This is a genomic window from Pseudomonas salicis, assembly GCF_057128705.1.
The window spans coordinates 181,227-206,286 of sequence record NZ_JBSKHU010000002.1; the positions used below are offsets into that span (position 1 = coordinate 181,227).

Annotated in this window: 22 protein-coding genes; 10 read left to right on the forward strand and 12 right to left on the reverse strand. The window is 61.0% G+C overall.

Annotated features, from left to right (window positions below):
* Positions 1–73 precede the first annotated feature (73 nt).
* The 4 genes from ACWKWE_RS06870 to ACWKWE_RS06885 form a co-directional block, all read right to left on the reverse strand.
* On the reverse strand, positions 74–838 hold the full coding sequence (locus ACWKWE_RS06870; RefSeq protein WP_483850077.1) for an NAD-dependent deacylase: 765 nt from the start codon (positions 836–838) through the stop codon (positions 74–76).
* Positions 839–846: 8 nt separating this feature from the next.
* Complete coding sequence (gene hda / locus ACWKWE_RS06875; RefSeq protein ID WP_166596635.1) at positions 847–1,551, reverse strand: DnaA regulatory inactivator Hda; 705 nt, start codon at positions 1,549–1,551, stop codon at positions 847–849.
* 274 nt (positions 1,552–1,825) lie between these two features.
* Positions 1,826–2,899: an AI-2E family transporter gene (locus ACWKWE_RS06880; RefSeq protein WP_166596634.1), complete on the reverse strand. Its 1,074-nt coding sequence runs from the start codon at positions 2,897–2,899 to the stop codon at positions 1,826–1,828.
* A 53-nt stretch (positions 2,900–2,952) separates the two neighbouring features.
* A complete protein-coding gene (locus ACWKWE_RS06885; protein WP_483850078.1) occupies positions 2,953–4,023 on the reverse strand; it encodes a DUF2066 domain-containing protein in 1,071 nt (356 codons plus the stop codon).
* Between the two features lie 313 nt (positions 4,024–4,336).
* On the opposite strand from ACWKWE_RS06885, the gene purM reads away from it, so the two are divergent.
* The 6 genes from purM (at position 4,337) to ACWKWE_RS06915 (ending at position 10,417) form a co-directional block, all read left to right on the forward strand.
* Positions 4,337–5,395: a phosphoribosylformylglycinamidine cyclo-ligase gene (purM, locus tag ACWKWE_RS06890; protein WP_074752973.1), complete on the forward strand. Its 1,059-nt coding sequence runs from the start codon at positions 4,337–4,339 to the stop codon at positions 5,393–5,395.
* A 38-nt stretch (positions 5,396–5,433) separates the two neighbouring features.
* A complete protein-coding gene (gene purN / locus ACWKWE_RS06895; protein WP_483850463.1) occupies positions 5,434–6,105 on the forward strand; it encodes a phosphoribosylglycinamide formyltransferase in 672 nt (223 codons plus the stop codon).
* A 14-nt stretch (positions 6,106–6,119) separates the two neighbouring features.
* Positions 6,120–6,836 (forward strand): DUF3108 domain-containing protein, encoded by a 717-nt coding sequence (locus ACWKWE_RS06900; RefSeq protein ID WP_166596631.1) that lies wholly within the window; start codon positions 6,120–6,122, stop codon positions 6,834–6,836.
* A gap of 152 nt (positions 6,837–6,988) precedes the next feature.
* The gene (locus tag ACWKWE_RS06905) at positions 6,989–8,800 is read left to right on the forward strand and encodes a di-heme-cytochrome C peroxidase (RefSeq protein WP_483850079.1); all 1,812 of its coding nucleotides are present in this window, start codon (positions 6,989–6,991) and stop codon (positions 8,798–8,800) included.
* A complete protein-coding gene (locus ACWKWE_RS06910) occupies positions 8,797–9,963 on the forward strand; it encodes a catalase family protein (protein WP_483850080.1) in 1,167 nt (388 codons plus the stop codon). The genes ACWKWE_RS06905 and ACWKWE_RS06910 overlap by 4 nt, the downstream gene beginning before the upstream one ends.
* A 265-nt stretch (positions 9,964–10,228) precedes the next feature.
* Positions 10,229–10,417, forward strand: a complete 189-nt coding sequence (locus ACWKWE_RS06915) for a hypothetical protein (protein WP_166596628.1) — start codon at positions 10,229–10,231, stop codon at positions 10,415–10,417.
* Positions 10,418–10,759: 342 nt separating this feature from the next.
* Here the strand turns inward: ACWKWE_RS06915 and ACWKWE_RS06920 are convergent, their stop codons facing one another.
* From ACWKWE_RS06920 to ACWKWE_RS06950, 7 genes are all read right to left on the reverse strand, one after another.
* Positions 10,760–11,302, reverse strand: coding sequence for a DUF2058 domain-containing protein (locus ACWKWE_RS06920; RefSeq protein WP_166596627.1), 543 nt, complete (start codon positions 11,300–11,302; stop codon positions 10,760–10,762).
* 26 nt (positions 11,303–11,328) lie between these two features.
* A complete protein-coding gene (gene mazG, locus ACWKWE_RS06925; RefSeq protein WP_483850081.1) occupies positions 11,329–12,162 on the reverse strand; it encodes a nucleoside triphosphate pyrophosphohydrolase in 834 nt (277 codons plus the stop codon).
* 85 nt (positions 12,163–12,247) lie between these two features.
* Complete coding sequence (relA, locus tag ACWKWE_RS06930) at positions 12,248–14,491, reverse strand: GTP diphosphokinase (RefSeq protein WP_341963024.1); 2,244 nt, start codon at positions 14,489–14,491, stop codon at positions 12,248–12,250.
* A 161-nt stretch (positions 14,492–14,652) separates the two neighbouring features.
* Positions 14,653–16,008: a 23S rRNA (uracil(1939)-C(5))-methyltransferase RlmD gene (gene rlmD / locus ACWKWE_RS06935; protein ID WP_483850082.1), complete on the reverse strand. Its 1,356-nt coding sequence runs from the start codon at positions 16,006–16,008 to the stop codon at positions 14,653–14,655.
* Complete coding sequence (gene cysM, locus ACWKWE_RS06940; RefSeq protein WP_166596623.1) at positions 16,008–16,910, reverse strand: cysteine synthase CysM; 903 nt, start codon at positions 16,908–16,910, stop codon at positions 16,008–16,010. Before cysM ends, rlmD begins: the two co-directional genes overlap by 1 nt.
* A gap of 230 nt (positions 16,911–17,140) precedes the next feature.
* Positions 17,141–18,520: a sensor histidine kinase gene (locus ACWKWE_RS06945; RefSeq protein WP_166596622.1), complete on the reverse strand. Its 1,380-nt coding sequence runs from the start codon at positions 18,518–18,520 to the stop codon at positions 17,141–17,143.
* The gene (locus tag ACWKWE_RS06950) at positions 18,513–19,244 is read right to left on the reverse strand and encodes a response regulator transcription factor (protein WP_483850083.1); all 732 of its coding nucleotides are present in this window, start codon (positions 19,242–19,244) and stop codon (positions 18,513–18,515) included. Before ACWKWE_RS06950 ends, ACWKWE_RS06945 begins: the two co-directional genes overlap by 8 nt.
* 238 nt (positions 19,245–19,482) lie before the next feature.
* On the opposite strand from ACWKWE_RS06950, the gene ACWKWE_RS06955 reads away from it, so the two are divergent.
* The 4 genes from ACWKWE_RS06955 to ACWKWE_RS06970 all read left to right on the forward strand — a co-directional run bounded on the left by ACWKWE_RS06955 (position 19,483) and on the right by ACWKWE_RS06970 (position 24,432).
* Entirely contained in the window at positions 19,483–22,236 is a 2,754-nt protein-coding gene (locus tag ACWKWE_RS06955; RefSeq protein ID WP_483850084.1) for an ATP-binding protein, read from the forward strand.
* Between the two features lie 161 nt (positions 22,237–22,397).
* Positions 22,398–23,381, forward strand: coding sequence for a 2-hydroxyacid dehydrogenase (locus ACWKWE_RS06960; RefSeq protein ID WP_483850085.1), 984 nt, complete (start codon positions 22,398–22,400; stop codon positions 23,379–23,381).
* Between the two features lie 212 nt (positions 23,382–23,593).
* Positions 23,594–24,031, forward strand: a complete 438-nt coding sequence (locus ACWKWE_RS06965) for a hypothetical protein (RefSeq protein ID WP_483850086.1) — start codon at positions 23,594–23,596, stop codon at positions 24,029–24,031.
* Positions 24,028–24,432: an META domain-containing protein gene (locus ACWKWE_RS06970; protein ID WP_483850087.1), complete on the forward strand. Its 405-nt coding sequence runs from the start codon at positions 24,028–24,030 to the stop codon at positions 24,430–24,432. Before ACWKWE_RS06965 ends, ACWKWE_RS06970 begins: the two co-directional genes overlap by 4 nt.
* A gap of 115 nt (positions 24,433–24,547) precedes the next feature.
* Here the strand turns inward: ACWKWE_RS06970 and ACWKWE_RS06975 are convergent, their stop codons facing one another.
* Positions 24,548–25,015, reverse strand: coding sequence for a TlpA family protein disulfide reductase (locus tag ACWKWE_RS06975; RefSeq protein WP_166596616.1), 468 nt, complete (start codon positions 25,013–25,015; stop codon positions 24,548–24,550).
* Positions 25,016–25,060: the final 45 nt, after the last annotated feature.

Consider the following 25,060-nt stretch of genomic DNA (forward strand, 5'->3'; position numbering starts at 1 on the left):
GCACGACCGTGGCGGATGTGTAAAGAAGCCGAGACTATGCCCTCAATCGTCATCATTTGCAAATTCAATCGAATCAAATGTGACTTACCAGGTCCTCCATCACATCTAAGGCTCTACACCTCAAAAATGCATCCATGTGAATGGAGTGATCGGTCGACGAGGGGTTGATCTCGGCGGTAAAGCCTCCTGCCACCCGCGTCCGAAACATCGGCTCGTGGATATAAGGGAAGCTGGCAGTGGTTCCGATGCTGAGCACAGCGTCAAAGCCTTTTGCCATCTCTTCGTACAGCACATTCAATGCCAGCTCTGGCAGCATCTCTTCAAACAAGACGACCGGCGGTCTCAGCACGCCATGGCACTGCGTGCATAAAGGCGGCAAGGGCCGTTGCAGGTGCTCGCTCAACTGTGGGTCTTCAGCGCCACAAGACTGGCAATAGAGCGGCGCCAACTGGCCGTGAATCTCGATCAACCGCTCCGGCGGACTCCCCGCCGCACGGTGATAGCCGTCAACGTTCTGCGTCAACACCCAGCATTCCGGTTTGCGCCGCTGCAACTCAGCGATGGCGTAATGCGCCGCATTGGGCTGTCCGCCGAGGCACGCGCTGCCTAATTGGGCAATGTATTTCCAGCACAGGGCAGGATCGCGACGCAGCATCGGACCGGATAGCGCCATTTCAATGGGCAGCCCGTCGTCGGTGTGGCCGTTATAAAGGCCGCCCACTCCGCGATAAGTCGGCAGGCCGGAATCCGCCGACAGCCCGGCACCGGTGATGATCAGAATGCGTTTGGCATGACGCAGGGCCGCTGCGGTCTGCAGGATCAGCGCCGGATCGACCACGGGCGGATTCACCAACCCAAGGTCTCTTTAAGGAAGGGAATGGTCAGCTTGCGCTGGGCCTGCAAGGACGCCTGATCCAGCTCTTCGAGCAGATCGAACAGCGCGCTCATGCTGCGTTTGCCCCGGGTGAGGATGAAATGCCCGACTTCGTCCGTCAGGTGCAAGCCACGACGGGAAGCGCGCAATTGCAGGGCACGGAGCTTCTCTTCATCGGACAGCAGGCGCATCTGGAACACCAGCGCCATGGTCAGCCGCGACTTGAGGTCGGCCAGCTTGACCGGCAACTCGCGAGGGGAGCACGACGCGGCGATCAGCAGACGGCGGCCGCTGTCACGCAAGCGGTTGAATAGATGAAACAGCGCTTCTTCCCATTCAGGCTTGCCGACGACGGCCTGAATGTCGTCGAGACACACCAGCTCATATTGCTCAAGGTGATCGAACAGCTCGACGCCTTCATCGATGACTTCAGCCATGGGCAGGTAAACGGCGGGTTCGCCCATCTGCTCGAAACGCAGGCAGGCGGCTTGCAACAAGTGCGTGCGCCCGACCCCGTGTTTGCCCCACAGATAGATGAGGCTTTCAGTCCACCCGGCCTCGGCTTCGCACAGGCGCTCGACGTAGCCGAGTGCAGCGGCATTGGCGCCTGGATAGTAATTGATGAAGGTGGCGTCATCACGCAGACGCACACTCAGGGGCAGCTGAACTGGTTTCATGCTGGCTGAACGGCTCGGTGAAGAACCGCCAAGGGGCCTCTGTGTAAAGTGTGCAAAGTTTATACCCGCAGGACGGGCCGCACAATGCGCCAGAGGGCGTGCAAAATCAAAGGCTTGCGTCTATCCCGGGCCAGGCCGCGGATTATGGGCGTCACACCGATACCCTGTAGGAGTGAGCTTGCTCGCGATTGCGCACTGCCAGACTCTATTTCTGAGACTGATATACCGCGATCGCGAGCAAGCTCACTCCTACAGACAGGTCGCGCCCGAACACCTACAAATCCGGATCTTCCATCCCGCCGTAGATATCCGACTCTTTATACAAATCGTGCACATGCCGCACCAGCACCATGATCACCGCCGCCACCGGCAGGGCCAGCAGGATGCCGGTGAAACCGAACAGTTCGCCACCGGCCAGGATCGCGAAGATAACCGCCACGGGATGAAGGCCGATCCGATCGCCCACCAGCAACGGCGTCAGCACCATCCCTTCCAGCGCCTGACCGACCATGAACACCGCGACAATCCCCAGCATCGGGTACAGATCCCCGCCGAACTGGAAGAAACCCGCCAGAATCGCCGAGCCGATGCCGATCACGAAGCCCATATAAGGCACGATGGCTGCCAGACCCGCGATGACCCCGATCAACAGACCGAGCTCAAGGCCGACCAGCATCAGGCCCGCCGCGTAAATCACCCCAAGCGCCACCATCACCAGCAACTGACCGCGAATGAACGCACCCAGCACTTCGTGGCACTCATCGGCCAGCGCCACGATCTTCTTCTCGCGATGACGGGGGAGCAGGCTGCGCACCTTCGCCATCATCACGTCCCAATCACGCAATAAATAGAAGCAGACCACCGGGATCAGCACCAGATTGGTCAACCAGCCGATCAGCGCCAGCGTCGACGTCGTGGCCTGGGCCAGAATGATTCCGACGATGTCGCCGGTCTGCCCCATGTGTTCGGAGATCGCCGCCTTGACCTTGTCGAACTTCCAGAACCCGTCCGCCAGCCCCAATTTCGCCTGAGTCCACGGCAGCGCGGTGTGCTGCAACCAGTCGAGTATCTGCGGCGCCAGTTCGTACAAGCGGTACAGCTGCTTGGCGAGCATCGGCACCAGCACCAACAACAGCCCCATGAAGATGAGGGTGAAGAACACGAAGACCGTTACCACACTCCAGGTGCGTGAGAATTTCAGCTTTTCCAGCCGATCTGCCAGGGGATCGCCCATGTACGCCAGCAGCAGCGCCACCAGAAACGGCGTAAGGATGGCGTGCAGCAGCCAGACAAACAGGCACAGCAGGACAACCCCGCCCAGCCAGAACCAACGACGTGTATCAGTCATTACCGCCCCTCAACCCAAAATAAAATGCTTCACGCACGCCGTTATGAACCCGCTCACCAGCGGAAGTGCAGTGTTTGTGTGGCAGCAGGCGCGGGGACCGGCGCAGATGCACCCGGCGCAGCACCGACAGCAGGCACTTGTCCGGCATCGACCGGCGCTGCAGCGACCTCACCCGCTGGCACCTCCTGCAACTTCGCCAGGGACAATTGCGAGCGCAGCTGGTCGGTGCTGCCACTGACGTCAAACGTCACCCGATCCGCGTCTACCGATTTGAGGCGGCCACCAAACGGCTCCAACAGACGGCCCAGTTGGGCGTAACGCTCCAGGGTCATGCCCTGGACTTCCAGCGCCATGCTCGATGAGGCGCCCGGTTTGACCACGAAACGCGGCGCCAGACGCTGACTCACCGACAGCAGCACCGCGTCGGCCAGCTCGGCGGAACTGGCCCCGCTGGCGCTGCCCTGCTCCATCTTGTCGCCCAGCCACAGGTGCCATTTGCCCTGCCACTGACCGCTATTTTCCTGTGCGTGAACGGCAAGAATGGCGTCAGAGCCATAGCGCTCGGACGCCTGCTTCAGCGGCGCGACGTCCGTGCCGTCGAGGGTTTTGGCGTTGCCGATGCCCTGCTCACCCAGGTCCGCCAGCGGCAGACGCAGCGGCAGGCCCCGATGCTGGGCGGCGCGGCGCAGCGGTTCTGCACTCGGCTGGCCGTCACCGACCAGATTGGCGCCATCAGTGGCGTCGTTCAGCCACCAGGCCATGATCACCGGACGGTTTGAGCCCCACAGCGACAAACCGGCCTGACGCAATGCCCGGTCGGTGCTCGATGGATCGAAATCCACCTGCAAGGACTCGGGCGGTCCTGCGTCATAGCCGTACTGACTGATGATCTGCTGCGGGTCCTTGCGCACGTCGGCAAGGCCCGGCCCTTGAGCGGCCTTCGGGTCACCGGTCAACCGAATGACCAGGGTTTCCAGCGCAGCCTGGGTCGCACGGGTTTTCTCATCGGGGCTCTGCCCGCTGACCGGCTCGCGCACCTGATAGAGATTGTTCACCGTCTCGGCCAGGGCCGGGAGGCTCATGAGGGACAGACAACCTGCGAACAGGCAGTTTTTAAGGCGCATAAGAATTCCCACGAAACAAATATCGCAGCCTGATAAATAGCTGCATGAACATGACTGGCTCGACTGAGACCGCGCGGCGGTCCGAATCGCTCACTCTGGAGACGAACTTACACCTTTTAGGGCGACCGACGAACGGCTAAACCCTGAACGAACGGGTTATTTTTTCTTCATCGATGGCCCTGCCCGTCGGCCCAAGGATGGCCGCTTGGGCCCAACCCTGATAAAATCGCGCGCCTTCGCAGACCGGCGATGACACGGCCACGCGCCGCACCCACCTCGGTCGTTACCCCGAATCCCCCTAAAGGCCTGGATCATGAGCAAGCAACCCTCCCTGAGCTACAAAGACGCCGGTGTAGACATCGACGCCGGTGAAGCATTGGTCGAACGCATCAAGAGCGTCGCCAAGCGCACCAAGCGCCCGGAAGTGATGGGCGGCCTGGGTGGCTTCGGCGCGCTGTGCGAAATCCCGGCCGGCTACAAACAACCGGTTCTGGTCAGCGGCACTGACGGCGTCGGCACCAAGCTGCGCCTGGCCCTGAACCTGAACAAACACGACAGCATCGGCATCGACCTGGTCGCCATGTGCGTCAACGACCTCGTCGTCTGCGGCGCAGAGCCGCTGTTCTTCCTCGACTACTACGCCACCGGCAAACTGAACGTCGACACCGCCGCTCAGGTCGTGACCGGCATAGGCGCAGGCTGCGAACTGGCGGGTTGCTCGCTGGTCGGCGGCGAAACCGCTGAAATGCCTGGCATGTACGAAGGCGAAGACTACGACCTGGCCGGTTTCTGCGTTGGCGTCGTGGAAAAATCCGAAATCATCGACGGCTCGAAAGTGGTGGCGGGCGACGCCCTGATCGCCCTGCCGTCGTCCGGCCCGCACTCTAACGGCTACTCGCTGATCCGCAAGATCATCGAAGTCTCCGGCGCCGACATCGAAACCATCCAGCTCGACGGCAAACCGCTGACCGACCTGCTGATGGCGCCGACCCGCATCTACGTCAAGCAACTGCTCAAGCTGATCAAGGACACTGGCGCCGTCAAAGCCATGGCCCACATCACCGGCGGCGGTCTGCTGGACAACATCCCGCGCGTCCTGCCTGAAGGCGCACAGGCCGTGGTTGACGTGGCGAGCTGGACCCGCCCTGCCGTGTTCGACTGGCTGCAAGAGAAAGGCAACGTCGACGAGCACGAAATGCACCGCGTCCTGAACTGCGGCGTCGGAATGGTCATCTGTGTGGCGCAGGAACACGTCGAAGCCTCGCTGAACGCCCTGCGTGAAGCCGGCGAGCAGCCATGGGTCATCGGCCAGATCGGCGTCGCGGCCGAAGGTGCTGCACAAGTCGAGCTGAAAAACGTCAAGGCACATTGATGTCCGACGTGGCGATGCCGGAAGCGTTGAAGGCCGACATGCCCCAACCCTGCGACGTGGTGGTGCTGCTGTCCGGCACTGGCGGTAACCTGCAAGCGATGATCGACAGCTTTCAGGACGGTTCGAGCCCGGCTCGCATTCGCGCGGTGATTTCCAACCGCGCCGATGCCTACGGGCTTGAGCGCGCGAAGAACGCGGGCATCGACACCCGCGTTCTCGATCACAAAGCCTACGAAGGTCGCGAGGCCTTCGACGCGGCGCTGATCGAACTGATCGATTCGTTCTCGCCGAAACTGGTGGTACTGGCCGGTTTCATGCGCATTCTCACCCCGGGTTTCGTGCGTCACTACCACGGCCGGCTGCTGAACATACATCCGTCACTGCTTCCCCTGTATAAAGGCTTGCACACCCATCAACGGGCGCTCGAAGCGGGCGATGCCGAACATGGGTGCAGCGTGCACTTCGTCACAGAGGAACTCGATGGGGGCCCTCTGGTCGTACAGGCTGTTGTTTCGGTAGAGTTGCACGACACGCCTGCCACGCTGGCACAACGGGTTCACGCTCGGGAACACCTGATTTACCCGCTGGCGATCCGCTGGTTCGCTGAAGGCCGTCTGGCCCTGAGCGAACAGGGAGCGACCCTCGACGGTCAGCCATTGGGCTCAAGCGGCCATTTGATTCCGGCCATTCAATGTGGCCCCTCACTGTAAAGACGGGAGAAATTATGCGTCGCGCTTTGCTCTTCGCCCTCGCTCTGTTCGCTATTCCTGCGGTCAACGCGGCAGACCTTCAACCTTTCGCCGCCAGCTACACCGCTGATTTCAAACAGCTCCCGGTCGGCGGCGGCAGCGCCACCCGCAGCCTGGAAAAAAACGCCAACGGCACCTGGACCCTGAGCTTCAAGGCCTCGATGATGATCGCGAGCCTGACCGAGGTCAGCACCCTCAAGGTCGACAAGGATCAACTGCTGCCACAGACCTACCACTTCGAACGTGGCGGTTTGGGCAAGAGCAAAACGGTTGACCTGGTGTTCGACTGGCCCACCAAGTTCATCACCGGCACCGACCGTAACGACGCGGTGAAAATCCCTCTGAACACCGGTGTTCTGGACAAATCTACCTATCAACTCGCCCTGCAGCACGACGTGGCAGCGGGCAAGAAGAGCATGACCTATCAGGTTGTCGACGGTGACGAAGTCGATGCTTACGATTTCCGCGTGCTGGGCACCGAGAAAGTGGCCACCAAGGTCGGTTCGGTCGATGCGATCAAGGTCGAGCGCGTGCGCGACCCGACGCAGAACAAGCGCACCACCGTGATGTGGTTTGCCAAGGATTACGACTATTTGCTGGTGCGTCTGCAGCAGGTCGAGACCGACGGCAAGGAATACAACATCATGCTGCAGGACGGCACGGTGAACGGTAAGTCGGTCAAGGGCAGCTGATTTTTCGGTCCTGCCATTGACCTCGAAAAGCCCGCTGACATCAGCGGGCTTTTTATTGCATGCTCGACCGTTGGGATTAAAGCGTCACGTCACTTGCCATGGGATTGGCGTGATGTCATAAGGACACCAAAAAACGGACAAGGATGGTTATCTTGCGCATATTTCGCCGTGCATTGCTGCTGTTGCTCGCTGTGGTCGTGCTGATTCTGGCGGTGGTGATTTATTACATCATCAACCCGAAACTGCCTGAATACACGCCTGTCGAGCAGGTGCAGTATCAGCCTCAATGGGACGACAGCGACCGTCAGACCTATTACTTCACCCCACAGGGGACGCAAGTCAAAGGCCTGCACTACAACTGGTTCACGGCGTTGGAGATGCCATTCTCCGAAGACCGCTTCGCCGCGCCCGAGCACCTCGCCCGTTTCGGGTTCCTGATCGATCCCAAGCAGGTCGCCACCGCGCTGAACCCCGGCAACCTGCCCGTCGGTTTCACCCGCCATCAGAACCCTGACCATACCGTCGAGTACCTGGACATCACCTGTTCCGCGTGCCACACCGGCGAATTGCATTTCAAGGGGCAGGCCCTGCGCATCGATGGCGGCAGCGCGCAGCATGTCTTGCCGTCCAGCGTGCCAACTCTGCGCGGTGGGAGTTTCGGTCAAGCGCTGGTCGCCAGCCTCGTGGCGACTTATTACAACCCGTGGAAATTCGAACGTTTCGCCCGCCGCGTGCTGGGCGATCGCTACGATGCCTCCCACGATCAGTTGCGTGACGAGTTCAAGCAGTCCCTGGACACCTTCGCCAAAACCGCCTGGAACGACACCCATCGTGGCCTCTACCCCACCGAAGAAGGGCCAGGCCGGACCGATGCCTTCGGTCGCATCGCCAACGCCACCTTCGGCGACGCCATCTCGCCCGACAACTACCGCATCGCCAATGCCCCCGTGGACTATCCGCACCTGTGGGACATCTGGACCTTCGACTGGGTGCAGTGGAACGGCTCGGCCAAACAGCCAATGGCGCGCAACGTCGGGGAATCCCTCGGTGTTGGCGCGACCCTGACGTTCTTCGACGCTGCAGGCCAGCCGCTCAAGGTGGCTGACCGCTACCCCTCCAGCGTACGGGTGCGCGACCTCGACACCATCGAACGGGCCTTGCAGCGCCTGAAGCCACCGGTCTGGCCAGAGCAACTGTTCGGCCCGGTGAACAAGCCGCTGGCCGCTCAGGGTCGCGCTTTGTTTGCCGAAAATTGCGCAGGCTGCCACGTCCCGCCCCACAGCGTGGTGGACGGCCGGACCGTGCAATACCTGAACATGATCCCGGTGACGGAAGTCGGAACCGACCCGAACACGGCCAATAACATCGCCGACAACCACTACGACGTGAGCGCACTGAAGTGGACCCAGGACGAACTCGACCACCTCACCAACGTTCATTTAGTCCCTAAACCGACGACACCGCTGGACACGCACAACGTCACCTCGGCCAAAGCGCTGGCGTACATCACTGCCTACGTCGAAAACAACGCCTACAACGCGGCCAACGTCCCCATCGCCGATCGCCCCGCCATGGACGGATTCGGCCTGCCCATCGCGGTTCAGGAATTGCGCGCGTACAAAGCCCGGCCGCTGGACGGGATCTGGGCCACCCCGCCCTTCCTGCACAACGGCTCGGTGCCGACGATCTATCAGCTGCTCTCGCCTCAGGACGAGCGCAGCACGACCTTCTACAAAGGCACCTTCAACTACGATCCCTTGCACCTGGGCTTCGAAACCGCAGCCTTTAAAAACGCCTTTCTGTTCGACACGAAAACCTCCGGCAACCACAACAGCGGTCACGAATTCCGCGACGGCAAGCGGGGCAATGGCGTGATCGGACGCGGCCTTTTGCCTCAAGAGCGCTGGGCGTTGGTGGAATACCTGAAAGTGCTGGGCGGACCGCTGGAGCAACAATTGCCATGATCACTCGACATCGCGACACGCAACACACTTGGCTCGGGCGGCTCTGGCTGCGCCTGGGGTCATTCCTGGGCAAGACCCTGCTGTGGCTCATCGGGCTGGGCCTGTTGGGCTGGGCGGTATCAAGCGTCTGGTTCGCCTGGCAGCATCGAGGGCCGGTGCCCGTGGAGGAGCAGATTCCCCCCGGTGAAGCGGCCATGAGCCAAGGCATCATCCAGACGGCGGTGCGGATCGTCGATCAGCATCGCGAGCCCACGCGCTACCTGCGTGATGCCCATGCTAAGGCCCACGGTTGCGTGAAGGCCGAAGTGAGCGTGCTGAAAGACCTCGACCCGGCCTTGCGCCAAGGGGTGTTCGCCGAGCCGGGCAAAACCTGGCAAGCCGTCATGCGCCTGTCCAACGGCAACGCCTACCCGCAATTCGACAGCATTCGGGATGCGCGGGGCATGGCGCTCAAACTGCTGGACGTGCCAGGCAAACAATTGCTGGCAGACCAACAAAGCCGAGCGGAACAGGACTTCGTGATGTTCAGCCACCCGAACTTCTTCGTCAGCGACGTGGCCGAATACGCACAGAACATCGGGGCCCAGGCCGACGGCAAGAAAGTCCTGGCGTTCTTCCCCAGCCTTGACCCGCGAAGCTGGCAAGTGCGGCACCTGTTCATCGCGTTGGCAACGCTGTCGCCTGCACCCGCCAGCCCGACGGAGACCACGTATTACTCGGTCTCCCCTTACAAGTTCGGCACCGCCAACGCCAAGTTCCGGGTCGCGCCGGACCCGCAAAGCTGCCCGCCGTACACCCTGCCCAAACAGAACCGGGACCTGCCGAACTTCTTGCGCACGGCCTTGAATCAGCAGTTGTCCACCGACCGCGTCCCCGCGTGTTTCGTGTTGCAGATTCAGCGGCAGAATCCGCAAACGTTCATGCCGATCGAAGACACCAGCATCGAATGGAAGGAAAGCGATGCCGCGTTCGACACCGTGGCGAAGGTCCGGGTCGCGCCCCAGGATTTCGATACACCCGAGCAAAACCTGGCGTGCGACAACCAGTCCTTCAACCCGTGGTTTGGCGTAGAAGCGCACCGACCCATCGGCGGCATCAACCGTCTGCGCAAAGCGGTGTATGAAGCCGTCAGCGACTACCGTCACAGCCGTAACGCGCTTTAGGAAAATTGAGGCTTGGGGATCGAGGCATAGCGCCGGTTTCGTGGCGTATTTTGTTCCTCAAGCGTTTATGAAAGATTCTTCATGCCCTTCAAGCGAGTGCGACAAAACGCCGCACACCCTTCAAAAACAGGCATTTGCACCACTGTTACGCAATCGGCAAATAACTCTTGCAGAAATCGCTCGTTTACTTAGCAAGCTACCCAATTCTATAAAGGAGCCACTGCGACGTCCTGCCGCAGATTTCAAAGAGTCAGGAGTTTCCGATATGACTGTAACTGTAAGTGAACGCGACGACGCCCACATTTCCCACGAAAGCATCGCTGACGGCATCCAGATCTTCGAAGTGCGCCAACAAGATCAACTGGTAGGCCTGTTCCACCACGAATCGGACGCCCAGCGTTACGCATCAGAGCTTGCAGAACAAGAAGCTAAGAAAATGGCAAGCAACACGTAGTTCAGGCAACACGTCACTACTGAATCGCATCAAAACAAAACCCGCCGAGGCGGGTTTTGTCGTTTTACAGCGATATTCAGCAACTCCGATCGCCCCTGTGGGAGCGAATTCATTCGCGAAGCGGGCGCACAGACGACGCATCTCTATCGCCTGATCCATCTTTCGCGAATGAATTCGCTCCCACAGGGGATGTGCGAACACATCAGAAATATGTATGGCGCGGAACCTGTGGGAGCGAATTCATTCGCGATACGGTGTGACAGTCACGAAGCTACGTCGGATGTACTGGCCTCTCGCGAACGAATTCGCTCACACGGGGTTCACCGTTTACAGGTGTCCGAGTTACCACATCAGATCGTCAGGGATCTTGTACGCGGCGTACGGATCGTCGCCATCCGGCTCTTCCGTCGGCTCGCTGAGCAACACGATACGGCGTGGGTCGCGCTCCTGCACTTTCAGCGCGGCCTCGCGAGGGATGACTTCATAGGTGCCGCCGTGGTGAACGATGGCCAGCGAACCGTTGCTCAGCTTGCTGCGCATCAGCGAGTTGACCGACAGGCGCTTGACCTTCTTGTCATCGACGAAGTTGTAGTAATCCTCGGTGGTCAGCTTCGGCAGACGGGTCGCCTCGATCAGCTGCTTGACCTGCGCGGTACGAGCCTTCTGCTCAGCCTTTTCCTGCTGCTGGCGATTCAGCTCCTGATCGCGCTTGGCTTTCTCGGCCATGGCGTCCTGGGCGGCGCGCTGGGCAGCATCGTCGGCAACGGCCTGACCCTTGTGCACCAGACGTTGCTCTTTCTGCTTGTTCTTGGCGACCTGTTTGGCCTGTTTCTCGTTAACCAGACCTGCTTTGAGCAACTGGTCACGAAGGGAAATACCCGCCATTTATCTTCTCTCTCTCAATGATCGACTCAACCGCAGTTGGGCGTGTTCTTTTCCTGGCGCTTGGCTTCGCCCCAGAGCGCATCCATTTCTTCAAGGCTGCAATCTTCGATGGGGCGGCCGGTCTCGCGCAAGGCGTGTTCGATAAAACGAAAGCGCCGCTCGAACTTGCCGTTGGCGGCGCGCAGGGCATTTTCCGGATCGACCTTGAGATGGCGTGCCAGGTTGACCACCACGAACAGCAAATCGCCGATTTCCTCGTGGATGCCTGCCTGATCGTTGTCGGCCATGGCTTCAAGGACTTCCTGCAGTTCCTCGCGCACCTTGTCGACCACCGGCAGCGCTTCGGGCCAGTCGAAACCGACCTGCGACGCGCGCTTCTGCAATTTGGCAGCGCGGGACAAGGCAGGCAAAACATTCGGCACGTCGTCAAGCAACGACAACTGCTCCGGGGCCTGGGCCTTTTCGGCGCGTTCCTCGGCCTTGATCGCTTCCCAGCGGTGCTTCACCTGGTCTTCACTCAGGCGCGGCGTTTCCAGCGGCGCATACAAATCCCCGGTGGGGAATACGTGAGGGTGACGGCGAATCAGCTTGCGGGTGATGCCATCGACCACGCCGTCGAATTCGAACCGCCCTTCCTCCCGCGCCAGTTGGCAGTAATACACCACCTGAAACAGCAGATCGCCCAACTCACCGCGCAGGTCATCGAAGTCACCGCGCTCGATGGCGTCGGCCACTTCGTAGGCCTCTTCGAGAGTGTGCGGCACAATGGTCGCGTAATTCTGCTTCACATCCCACGGGCAGCCGTATTGCGGATCGCGCAGGCGCGCCATGAGGTTCAGCAGATCATCCAAGGTATACATTCAAAAAATCTCTTCACTCTTAGCCGCAAGCCGCAAGCTGTACACAGACAACTTGCAGCTTGCAGCTCAAAACTCACAGCTGCTTCTAGGGCGTGCGATTACGCCGCGTCTCGATGATGTTCGGCAGCTGCGAAATCCGCCCCAACAGGCGACCCAAGGCATCCAGCCCCGGAATTTCGATGGTCAGCGACATCAGCGCGGTGTTGTCTTCCTTGTTCGAGCGGGTGTTGACCGCCAAAACGTTAATGCGCTCGTTGAGCAGCACCTGAGAGACGTCACGCAACAGGCCGGACCGGTCGTAGGCGCGGATGATGATGTCCACCGGGTAGGTGAGGACCGGCACCGGCCCCCAACTGACCTGAATGATCCGCTCAGGCTCGCGCCCGCCCAGTTGCAACACCGAGGCGCAGTCCTGACGGTGAATGCTCACGCCACGGCCTTGAGTGATGTAACCGACGATGGCATCGCCCGGCAACGGCTGGCAGCAGCCAGCCATTTGCGTCATCAGGTTGCCGACGCCCTGAATCTGAATGTCGCCGCGCTTGCCCGGCTTGTAACCGGTGGCTTTGCGCGGAATCAGCTCCAGTTGCTCGTTGCCCCGCTCTGGCTCGACCAGTTGCTGCGCCAGATTCATCAATTGCGCCAGACGCAGGTCGCCCGCCCCGAGGGCCGCGAACATGTCTTCGGCGATCTTCATGTTGGCCTTTTCCGCCAACTTGTCGAAGTCCACCTGCGGCAACGCCAGACGCGCCAGTTCGCGCTCCAACAACACCTTGCCCGCCGCGACGTTCTGGTCGCGCGCCTGCAGTTTGAACCAGTGAACGATCTTCGCCCGTGCCCGCGAGGTCGTGATGTAGCCAAGGTTCGAGTTCAGCCAGTCGCGGCTCGGGACCCCATGCTTGCTGGTAATGATCTCGACCTGCTCGCCGGTTTGCAGGCTGTAGTTGAGCGGCACGATGCGCCCGTTGATCTTGGCGCCACGGCAGTTGTGGCCAATCTCAGTGTGCACGCGATAAGCGAAGTCCAGCGGTGTCGCGCCCTTCGGCAGGTCAATGGCGTGACCGTCCGGGGTGAACACGTACACCCGGTCCGGCTCGATATCGACGCGAAGCTGCTCGGCCAGACCGCCGATGTCGCCCAGCTCTTCATGCCACTCCAGGACCTGACGCAGCCACGAGATTTTCTCTTCGTAGTGGTTGGAGCCGGACTTGACGTCAGTGCCCTTGTACTTCCAGTGCGCGCAAACGCCCAGCTCGGCCTCTTCGTGCATGGCGTGGGTGCGGATCTGCACCTCCAGCACCTTGCCTTCCGGGCCGATCACCGCGGTGTGCAGGGAGCGATAACCGTTCTCCTTGGGGTTGGCGATGTAATCGTCGAACTCTTTGGGGATGTGCCGCCACAGCGTGTGGACGATGCCCAGCGCGGTGTAGCAGTCGCGCATTTCCGGGACCAGCACGCGTACGGCGCGAACGTCGTAGATCTGGCTGAATTCCAGACCCTTGCGCTGCATTTTTCGCCAGATCGAATAGATGTGTTTGGCCCGGCCACTGATGTCGGCCTTGACCCCGGTGGCCAGCAGTTCGTTTTCCAGCTGCGACATGACGTCGGTGATGAAGCGCTCGCGATCCAGGCGGCGTTCATGCAACAGCTTGGCGATCTGCTTGTACTGTTCCGGCTCCAGGTAGCGGAAGGACAGGTCCTCCAGCTCCCACTTGATGTGACCGATACCCAGTCGATGGGCCAGCGGTGCATAGATGTCGAAGACTTCCCGGGCGACCCGGTTGCGCTTCTCGTCGTCGGTGTTCTTCACGGCGCGAATGGCGCACGTCCGTTCAGCCAGCTTGATCAGCGCGACACGCACGTCATCGACCATCGCCACCAGCATCTTGCGCAGGTTTTCCACCTGGGCCTGCGTGCCGAGAACGAGTGATTGCCGGGGGCTGAGACTGGCGCTGATGGCGGCCATGCGCTGCACGCCGTCGATCAGCTTGGCGACCGTCGGCCCGAAACGCTGGCTGACGTCGGGCAGAGGAATCTTGCCCTCGCGTACGGCGCGGTAAATCACGGCCGCAATCAGCGAGTCTTGGTCGAGCTTGAGGTCGGCCAGGATTTCAGCGATTTCCAGGCCCGTCTGAAAACTCGACGTGCCTTCCGCCCAGAGGTTCTTGGCGGCGTTGTCCTGTTGCTCGGCTTCCCGGGCAAATTCACAGGCTTCCTTCAAAGCCTGTCGGTCCACTGCGAGGTCGACGCTGACCACATGATCAAGCCATGCGTCGAGGTTGATACTGCCGTCTGTGTTTATCGGCTGGTGCGCTCTCACCTGTACCATGTTGCTTACCTTCCCTAAGGCGCGATGAAATGCGCCATCAGTCGCCGGCCTTCTCAGCGCATGCTCCTTGCGGGCCTTGCAAGGTCTCGCATGCGCGGGCCAGTCGGATTAAACGAGTTTCCCTGTGAGACGTCGGCTTGCTTCCTGAAGCCCTGCTTGTCTCACTTACTCGCTTCAAATAACGCCATTGCCTCGACATGTGCTGTCTGCGGGAACATATCGAGAATTCCGGCACGTTTTAATCGGTAGCCCTGCCTGATCAATTCGACCGTGTCGCGCGCCAAAGTTGCCGGGTTGCACGACACATACACCAACCGTTCGGCACCCAGTTTCCTGAGTTTGCCGACCACCTCGAACGCCCCGTCACGCGGAGGGTCGAGCAGGACCGCGGAAAAACCTTCCGCCGCCCACGGCGCTTTGTCCAATGGTTGCGACAAGTCCGCCTGATAAAACTTCACGTTGTGCAAACCGTTGCTCGCCGCGTTCTCGGCAGCCCGTCGAACCATGACGTCGACCCCCTCCACCGCCACCACTTCGCGCGTGATTTGCGCCAGCGGTAGAGCGAAGTTACCAAGCCCGCAGAACAAGTCCAGCACTCGTTCATCCGAACGAGGCGCAAGCCACGAAAGCGCCTGTGCAATCATCGCTTCGTTGACCTGTGCGTTCACCTGCACGAAGTCTCCGGGCCGGTACGCCAGCTCAAGATTCCACGGCCCCAGATGAAAACCCAATTGTGCTGCCGGGTCCGCAGACTGCGGCTCGCCCTCGCCGTGCAACCAGAGTTGCGCGCCGTGGGTGTCGCAAAATGCCTTCAGGGTGTCCAGGTCCTTTTCCACCAGCGGCGCGGTGTGGCGCAACAGCACAGCGTTAGCCGAACCGCTGAACAGCTCGACATGCCCCAGCGCCTGGGGTTTGCTCAAGCTGCGCAACATGGCCGGTAACGCCGTCATGATCGGTTGCAAGGCCTGTACCAGCACCGGGCATTCGTCGATGGCGATGATGTCCTGACTTGAGGCCGCGCGGAAGCCGACCTCCAGCTGTTTACCCTTGGCGTCCCAGCGAACGGCGACGCGCGCGCGTCGACGGTAAGCGAATTCATCGCCGGTCAACGGAGCGGCCCACTCTTCGGGTTCGACGCCTGCGACCCGGCTCAGCTGCTCGGCGAGCATGCGCTGTTTAAGGGCAAGTTGTTCGTCGTGGGGCATCTGCTGCACGCTGCACCCACCGCAACGACCGAAGTGCTTGCAGGGTGCCGGGCGGCGCAACGGGCTGGCCTGAAACACGCGTTCGGTGCGCGCCTCGACCACTTTGCCGTGGGCGCCCAATACGCGCGCTTCCACCTCTTCGCCAGCCAGACTGCCCGCAACAAACCAGGTCCGGCCCTCGACGAAGCCGATGCCGCGCCCGTCGTTGGCCAGTCGTTCGATGCTCAAACGTTGCTTTTTACCGGTCGGGACCTGCGTTGTCCGGGTGCCACCACTGGGCTGGAAACGCAGGCCTGTCTCACGCTTGGCCATCAGTTGGGCGCATCGTAGACACCAGTCGACAGGTAACGGTCGCCACGGTCACAAATGATCGCGACCATGACCGCATTCTCGACTTCCTGAGACAAACGCAACATGCCCGCTACCGCGCCGCCCGAAGACACGCCGCAGAAGATGCCTTCTTCTCGGGCCAGACGACGCATCACGTCCTCGGCCTCGCTCTGGGCCATGTCCACGATGCGGTCGACACGATCGGCCTGGTAGATTTTCGGCAAGTATTCATGGGGCCAGCGACGGATGCCGGGAATCGATGCGCCGTCCATGGGTTGCAGGCCGACGATCTGAATGTCCGGATTCTGTTCCTTGAGGTAACGCGAGGTGCCCATGATGGTCCCCGTGGTGCCCATGGAACTGACGAAATGGGTGATGGTGCCGCCGGTCTGCCGCCAGATTTCCGGGCCGGTGCCGACGTAGTGCGCTTCAGGATTGTCGCCGTTGGCGAACTGGTCCAGCACCTTGCCACGGCCTTCGGCCTGCATGCGCTCGGCGAGGTCGCGGGCGCCTTCCATGCCTTCTTCCTTGCTGACCAGAATCAGCTCGGCGCCATAAGCGGTCATGGCGGCCTTGCGTTCGGCGCTGGAGTTGTCCGGCATGATCAGGATCATGCGATAGCCCTTGATCGCCGCAGCCATGGCCAGGGCGATGCCGGTATTGCCGGAGGTCGCTTCGATCAGGGTATCGCCCTGGTGGATCTGACCGCGCAGCTCGGCACGGGTAATCATCGACAGCGCCGGACGGTCCTTCACGGAACCGGCCGGATTATTGCCTTCGAGCTTGAGCAGCAACGTGTTGCTGGTGTTCCCGGCCATGCGTTGCAGACGCACCAGCGGGGTGTTGCCGACGCAATCGGCGATGGTTTGATACTGCAGGGTCATGGCGTGTTCGAGGTCCAGACGTGCGGGGGTCGCCTATCATACCGGCAATCGCCCCAAGCCCATATCACGCAAAGTGAGTGGGATATAACCAAAGGGCATAAAGCAGGCCCCGGTGTTTGAGCTTGATCGCAAATTCCCCTGTAGGAGCGAATTCATTCGCGAAGCGGCTGCCCAAGCAACACCTCTCCATCGCCTGATCCATTTTTCGCGAATGAATTCGCTCCTACAGGTCAGGTGACGAGCTCTGTTTCTTTGGCAGGCAAGCGCATGATCATCCGCAACCCCCTCTGGGTGTTCTCGGCCCACATGTCACCGCCCTGCAGGCGCAAGGAATTGCGGGCGATGCTCAACCCCAACCCAAACCCTCCATCCCCGGGCCGGGCACCATCGAGGCGGATGAACGGCGCAAAGATGCGCTCAAGGTCGCTTTCGTCCACCCCGCCGCCCTGATCCTCTAGCCACAACAGCCAGTCCTCGCCCTCCCGACGCCCACCCAAGCGCACGATGCCGTCGGAGGGTGAATGACGAATCGCGTTGCGCAGGATATTTTCCAGCGCCTGCGCCAAGGTATTGAGATGACCCCGGACCCAGCAGTCGCTGTCCAGATCGCAGACAAACTGCCGCGAAGGCCAGCAGCTTTCGAAACCGGCGTTGTCCACCAACATGTCCCACAGCGCCAGCATCTGAATGTCTTCGTCGGGCAGCTTTTCTCGCTCGGCATCGAGCCAGGCCAGATGCAGGGTGTCGTCCACCAACCGACGCATGCCGTCGACTTCCCGGCTCAAGCGTTCGCGCAGCTCCGGCAGGCTCTGCTCACTGTCACAGGCCACTCTCAATCGGCTCAGCGGTGTGCGCAGTTCATGGGACAGGTCGCGGAGCAACTGCTGCTGAATCTGCACTGTCGATTGCAGGCGGGCGGCCATGTGATCAAAGGCACGGTTGAGTTCGCCCAATTCGTCCTGCCGGGAGGTCATCTGTGGCGACAGGCGATTGGACAGACGGTCCGCCCGCCACGCATTGGCCTGCTCTCGCAGCTGGTTGAGCGGGCGGATGAGCAATCGGTACAGCCCGATGCACAGCAGCAAGGTGAACAACGCCGGAATCACGACATTGGTCAGCATCTGCCAGACCAGCGCATAACGCCCTGGCTTGAAGCGTTCCGGCAGTTCGATGATCAGGCTGCCGACGCCGGGGTCATTGGGAAAGGGGATCTTCAGCCAGGGGGTATTTTTTTGTCGACGACTCATGGGCCAGTCGACGCCGCGCATGAAGGTCAGGCGCTGCATCTGGTTGTCGTCGAGAGGGATGCTGCTCAGCGATTGCAGGTCGTGGCCGATGACGCCCACCCAGCCGGGCTCATGGCGCCGGAGTTCACGCAGCCAGTCATCGATGCCCTTCTCGTTGCCCACCACCCATGCTTGTTCCGCTTCGGCGGCATAACCGTTGAGTACGCGTCGGGCTTCAGGGGAAAGAAAGGCATTCTGGGTTTCGACATAACGCCCCCAATACCAACTGAGCCAGATCATCAGCAGGCAAAAACCCACCAGCAGAAAGGCCAGTTTCCAGAACAGCGAATGCCTGCCCGGCAAACGGGAACGACGATCAGGCATCCGCTTCCGCCGCCGTCAGCACGTAGCCCTTGCCCCACACCGTGCGCACCTGATGCGCTTCGTAGCCAATCGCCTTGAGCTTGCGACGGATCTGGCTGACGTGCATGTCGAGGCTGCGGTCATGCTGGGAATACCCGCGCTGCAACACATGTTGATAAAGGAAGGGTTTGCTCAGTACGTCCTCGGGGTTGCGCCACAGGGTTTCCAGCAGGCGGTATTCGCTGCGGGTTAACTGCGCGGCCTTGCGACCGAAGGTGACATCGCACAGGCCCTCGTCGAACGTCAGTTCATCGATGCTCAGTGCCACCGGTACGTCGATCACGGTGTTGAAACGGCGCTCCAGTTCAACCCGCCGCAGGATGGCTTCGATGCGCACCCGCAGCTCATCGACGCTGAACGGTTTGGGCAGGTAATCGTCGGCGCCATGGCGAAAGCCGGTGATGCGGTCCGCTTCAGCGCCCAACGCCGACATCAGGATGATGGGCGTCGCATGGCGACGACGCAGGTGAATGAGGATGTCCAACCCGTTCATGCCTGGCAGCAAAATATCCATCAGCACCACGTCGAAGACCTGTTTCTGCGCACGTTCGAGCCCTTCCGAGCCGTTCTGGCACCAGGTGACGTGAAAGCCGCAACGGTCCAGTTGATCATGGACGAACGCGCCGAGCACGGGATCGTCTTCAATGGCGAGTATGCTCGGTCGGTGGATGCTGGCGGGATTCATTGGCGTCTGCGATTGATTCTCAAGGCGGCGATTATTGGTGATTGCGCGCTGGTCGGCAATGGCGACTGATCGGAGATGTGCGTAGGAGCGTTCTGTATTGACCATTTAGCCGGGAAGGCCCGCGCGCAAGTGGCTACACTGCGCAGATTACCCAAGGTCGAAAGGCAACCCTGGCGCAGGTCTTGCTGCAATCACGCGCAAGACGTGGGCATATGAACGAGATTGCCGGAGAAAAAGTGTGCTGAACAAACTGGGCATCAAAGGCCGCGTATTGCTGCTGACCCTGCTGCCGACGTGCCTCATGGCGGCGTTGTTGGGGGGCTATTTCACCTGGATGCAGCTCTCGGAACTGCAAACCCAGCTGCTCAAGCGCGGTGAAATGATCGCCAACGAGTTGGCCCCGCTGTCAGCGGCGGCCCTGGCTGCGGCGGACAAACCGATGCTGGAGCGCATCGCCGGTCAGGTACTGGAACAGGCTGACGTTCGCGCCGTGTCCTTTCTCGACGCTGACCGCGCCATGCTCGCCCATGCCGGTCCGACCATGATCAACCAGCCACCCATCGGCAACAGCACCCACATGCTGCAGCGGTCCGACAACGACGCCACGCGCTACCTGATGCCGGTGTTCGGTCGCAGCCGCCACTTGACCGGCGAGGTCATTCCCGACGAGGCCGACCGCCTGCTGGGCTGGGTCGAACTGGAGCTGTCCCACAACGGCACCTTGCTGCGCGGCTACCGAAGCCTGTTCGCCAGCCTGCTGCTGATTGGCGCCGGTCTGGGTCTCACCGCCATGCTCGCGCTGCGCATGAGCCGCACCATCAACGCCCCCATCGCGCAGATCAAGCACGTGGTCGCGCAATTAAAGGACGGCAATCTGGAAGCGCGACTGCCGCCCATGGGCAGCAACGAGCTGGACGAACTCGGCTCGGGCATCAACCGCATGGCCGCGACGTTGCAAAACGCCCAGGAAGAATTGCAACACAGCATCGAACAGGCCACGGAAGACGTGCGCCAGAATCTGGAGACCATCGAAATCCAGAACATCGAGCTGGACCTGGCGCGCAAGGAAGCCCTTGAAGCGAGCCGTATCAAATCTGAATTCCTGGCCAACATGAGCCACGAAATCCGCACGCCGCTCAATGGCATCCTCGGCTTCACGCACCTGCTGCAAAAAAGCGAGATGACGCCACGTCAGTACGATTACCTGGGCACCATCGAAAAATCCGCCGACAACCTGCTGAGCATCATCAACGAAATCCTCGATTTCTCGAAGATCGAGGCGGGCAAGCTGGTGCTCGACGCGATCCCGTTCAACCTGCGGGATCTGTTGCAGGACACGCTGACCATCCTCGCCCCCGCCGCCCACGCCAAACAGCTGGAGCTGGTGAGTCTGGTGTACCGCGACACACCGCTGTCGCTGGTGGGTGACCCGCTGCGGCTCAAGCAAATCCTGACCAACCTGGTGAGCAACGCCATCAAGTTCACCCGGGAGGGCACCATCGTCGCCCGCGCCATGCTGGAGGACGAGCAGGACGATAAGGTGCAACTGCGCATCAGCGTCCAAGACACCGGCATCGGCCTTTCGAATCAGGACGTGCGGGCGCTGTTTCAAGCCTTCAGCCAAGCCGACAATTCTCTGTCCCGGCATTCGGGCGGCACTGGCTTGGGCCTGGTGATTTCCAAGCGTCTGATCGAGCAGATGGGCGGCGAAATCGGCGTGGAAAGCACCCCCGGAGAGGGCTCGGAATTCTGGATCAGCCTGACCCTGCCAAAAACCCGCGACGACCTCGAAGACCTGCCCGCCCCACCGCTGATCGGTCGCCGGGCGGCGGTGCTCGAACATCACGACCTGGCGCGTCAGGCCCTGGAACACCAGTTGGAAGACTGTGGCTTGCAACCCATGGTGTTCAACAATCTGGAAAACCTCATCAACGGCGTCACCGTGGTGCATCAAACACCCCACGCCATCGAAATGGCGGTGCTCGGCGTGACCGCCCATGAGCTGCCGCCCGAGCGCCTGCGTCAGCAAATCTGGGACCTGGAAAACCTCGACTGCAAAGTGCTGGTGCTGTGCCCGACCACCGAGCAGGCGCTGTATCAGGTGTCGGTGCCGGACCCTTACAGCCAACTGCAGGCCAAACCGGCGTGTACCCGCAAACTGCGGCGCGCCCTGTCGGAGCTGGTCAGCCCGAAACAGCTGCGCACCGAAGTGCCCGAGCCGGTGTCCAGCCGCCCGCCACGTATCCTCTGCGTGGACGACAACCCTGCCAACCTGTTGCTGGTGCAAACCCTGCTCGAAGACATGGGGGCCAAGGTGCTGGCGGTGGACAGCGGCTATGCAGCGGTTCAGGCGGTGCAAGACGAAACGTTCGATCTGGTGCTGATGGACGTGCAGATGCCGGGCATGGACGGTCGCCAGGCGACCGAAGCGATTCGCGGCTGGGAAACCGAGCGCCAAATCACCTCGCTGCCCATCGTCGCCCTCACTGCCCACGCCATGGCCAACGAAAAACGTGCGCTCTTGCAAAGCGGCATGGACGATTACCTGACCAAACCGATCAGCGAGCGGCAACTGGCTCAGGTGGTGTTGAAGTGGACCGGCCTGGCCCTGCGCAATCAAGCGCCGGAACGTCATCATGAAATCAGCCACGGCAGCCTGAACATGCAGGTGCTGGATCATGAGGAAGGCTTACGGCTGGCGGCGGGCAAGGCCGATCTGGCTGCGGACATGCTGGCGATGTTGCTGGCTTCGCTGAACACCGACCGTGAAGCCATTCGCTCGGCCCGCGAAGCGAACGATCATGTCGCGTTGATCGAGCGCGTCCATCGTCTGCACGGCGCGACCCGTTACTGCGGCGTGCCGCAACTGCGGGCCGCCTGCCAACGCAGCGAAACCCTGCTCAAACAAGATTCGCCGGACAGCGACAAAGCGCTGGACGAGCTGGAAAAGGCAATCACACGGCTGGAGATCGAAGCGCGGGTGAGTGCTTGATGTGGGTCAATTGCCTATAAGCAGTGTCACTGTAGGAGTGAGCTTGCTCGCGATGGCCATCTCTCAGTGACAGAGTTGTAGACTGACAAACCCTTATCGCGAGCAAGCTCACTCCTACAGGGGTGCAGTGTCAGTCATGAACTCCGTTGGAAGGAACCCCCATGCGCACCCTCCTCTACAGCAGCCAGACCTACGACCGCGACAGCTTCCTCGCCGCAAAAACCCCAGGGGGCATCGACCTGCACTTCCAGCCCGCACGCCTGACGCTTGACACCGTGGCACTGGCCAGCGGTTACCCGGTGGTGTGCGCTTTCATCAATGACGACCTGAGCACGCCAGTCCTTGAATGTCTGGCCGAAGGTGGCACGAAGCTGATTGCCTTGCGCTCAGCGGGTTTCAACCACGTGGACCTGCCGACCGCCCGGCGTCTGGGCATCAGCGTCGTGCGCGTACCGGCCTACTCGCCCCATGCGGTGGCGGAGCATGCCGTGGCGTTGATTCTGGCGCTGAATCGCCATCTGCATCGCGCCTACAACCGCACCCGCGATGGCGACTTCACCCTGCACGGCCTCACCGGGTTCGATCTGGTGGGCAAGACGGTGGGCGTGGTCGGCACCGGGCAGATCGGCGCCACGTTTGCGAAGATCATGGCAGGGTTCGGCTGCCAACTGCTGGCCTATGATCCCTTTCCCAATCCGCAGGTCGAAGCGCTCGGTGCACGCTATTTGCCGCTGGATGAACTGCTCGCCCACGCGCAGATCATCAGCCTGCATTGCCCGCTCAACGAACACACCCGGCATGTGATCAACGAGGCATCGCTGTCGCAAATGCAGCGTGGCGCGATGTTGATCAACACCGGGCGCGGCGCGCTGGTCGACACCCCGGCGCTGATCGGCGCGCTGAAATCCGGTCAGCTGGGTTATCTGGGGCTGGACGTCTATGAAGAAGAGGCGCAGCTGTTTTTCGAGGACCGTTCGGACTTGCCGTTGCAGGACGATGTTTTGGCGCGGTTGCTGACATTCCCCAATGTGGTGATCACCGCCCATCAGGCTTTCCTGACCCGCGAGGCGCTCGGCGCGATTGCGCGGACGACGCTGGAGAACATTGCGGGCTGGGCGAGTGGCAGTCCGCAGAATCTGGTCTGAACGCCGATCACCCTGTGGGAGCGAATTCATTCGCGAAGCGGACGTACAGAGACGGCACATCTCTATCGCCTGATCCATCTTTCGTCGGTATGCCGCCCAGAATGAATTCGCTCCCACAGGTCGTGCGTCACCCTTGCGCTGCGCTCGGCCGTCGACCGGCGCGGGCAGTTCAGTTCTAAAGTGTTAGCATGCGCGCCTATTTGGAGACCCCCATGGCCGAACACGATTTTCGCTACAGCATGCTGACCCCGCACCACACCCTGATCGAATGCCGCAGCCTGGCGATCGGTCGCTACCAAGTGACCGGCAACGGTGGCTCGATCAAGCACGACGACGTGCTGCTCGTCACCGTCAAAGGCAGCAAAGACCTCTACATGCGCCTGAACGTCGAAAAAGTCCGTCACCTGATCACCCCGCCCGGCCAGTGGGTCGCGGTGGCCAACGGCCCGGCGTTCACCGAGCTGGCAATCCACCAGTGGAAGGTCAACTGCAACGGCTGTGGCAAGGAGCAGGACATCGAGTTCATGGTCGACGCCAAAGAAGGCAAGAAAGCCCTGAAGCCCGCTGCCACCGCGCGCATCGCCGAGCTGGGTTGGAAGACCGTCGGCGAGAACCACCTGTGCCCGGCCTGCGCCAAGAACGCTGCATGAAAACGCTCTGGCTGATCCTGATGGCCGCGACCCTGCTGACGGGTTGCGCCACCGACACCGACGCCCTCAAGCGTAACCACGGATACGTGCTGGAGTGGATCGGAGAACGTCCGTTGATCGATAGCAGCCACCTGACCATGACCTTGGGCAAGGATGGCCGGGCGTATGGCAATGCGGGCTGCAATCACTGGTTCGCCGGGTATCGGCTGGAGGGCGACACGATCACCTTCGGCCCGGTCGGCAGCACCCACAAACTCTGCGCCCCGGCGTTGATGGAGCAGGAACACAGGTTCCTCGAAGCGTTGGGCAAGGTTCAGCATTGGGACGTGTCGGAGGTTGAGCAGCTGGAGCTGTGGCCTGCCGAGGGTTTGCCGTTGCGGTTCTGGCTGGAAGAAAACTGACTTCCGACTGTAGGAGTGAGCTTGCTCGCGATTGCGTTTTTTCTGTGACGAACGCAGCGCCTGACACAGCGCTATCGCGAGCAAGCTCACTCCTACAGGTAATCTGCAGCAGCTATCAACCCTTCCCTTTCAACTCCGCCAGCTTCTGCGTCACGCCCGCCGCCGTCTGTTCGCCCATCAACTGCTCACGCACCTTGCCCTTGTCGTCGATGATGTAAGTCACCGGCAGCGCTTCGCTTTTGGGGATGTCGTATTGCTCGGCCGGGTCTTGGGCGAGCACGGTGAATTTGATCCCCAACGCGTTGGCCGCGTTTTTCAGGTCTTCACCCTGCAGATTGTCGAAGTTGACCCCGAAGACGCTGACGTTCTGCCCTTTCAACTGCTCGGACAGTGCGTTCAGTTCCGGAATTTCCGTGCGGCAAGGGCCACACCATTCAGCCCAGTAATTGACTACCAGCCAGTGCTTGTCGATTCGATCACTGGCGACTTTCTGACCGTTCTGATCAGTGCCCAGGTCCACGCCGCACCCGCTGAGCAACACACTCCCGATAAGCGCTACCGCTGCTGCCAACCGCCTTGCCATGATGCTTGTTCCTTTCGTTGAAAACGCGATGCGGACCTGATGTTG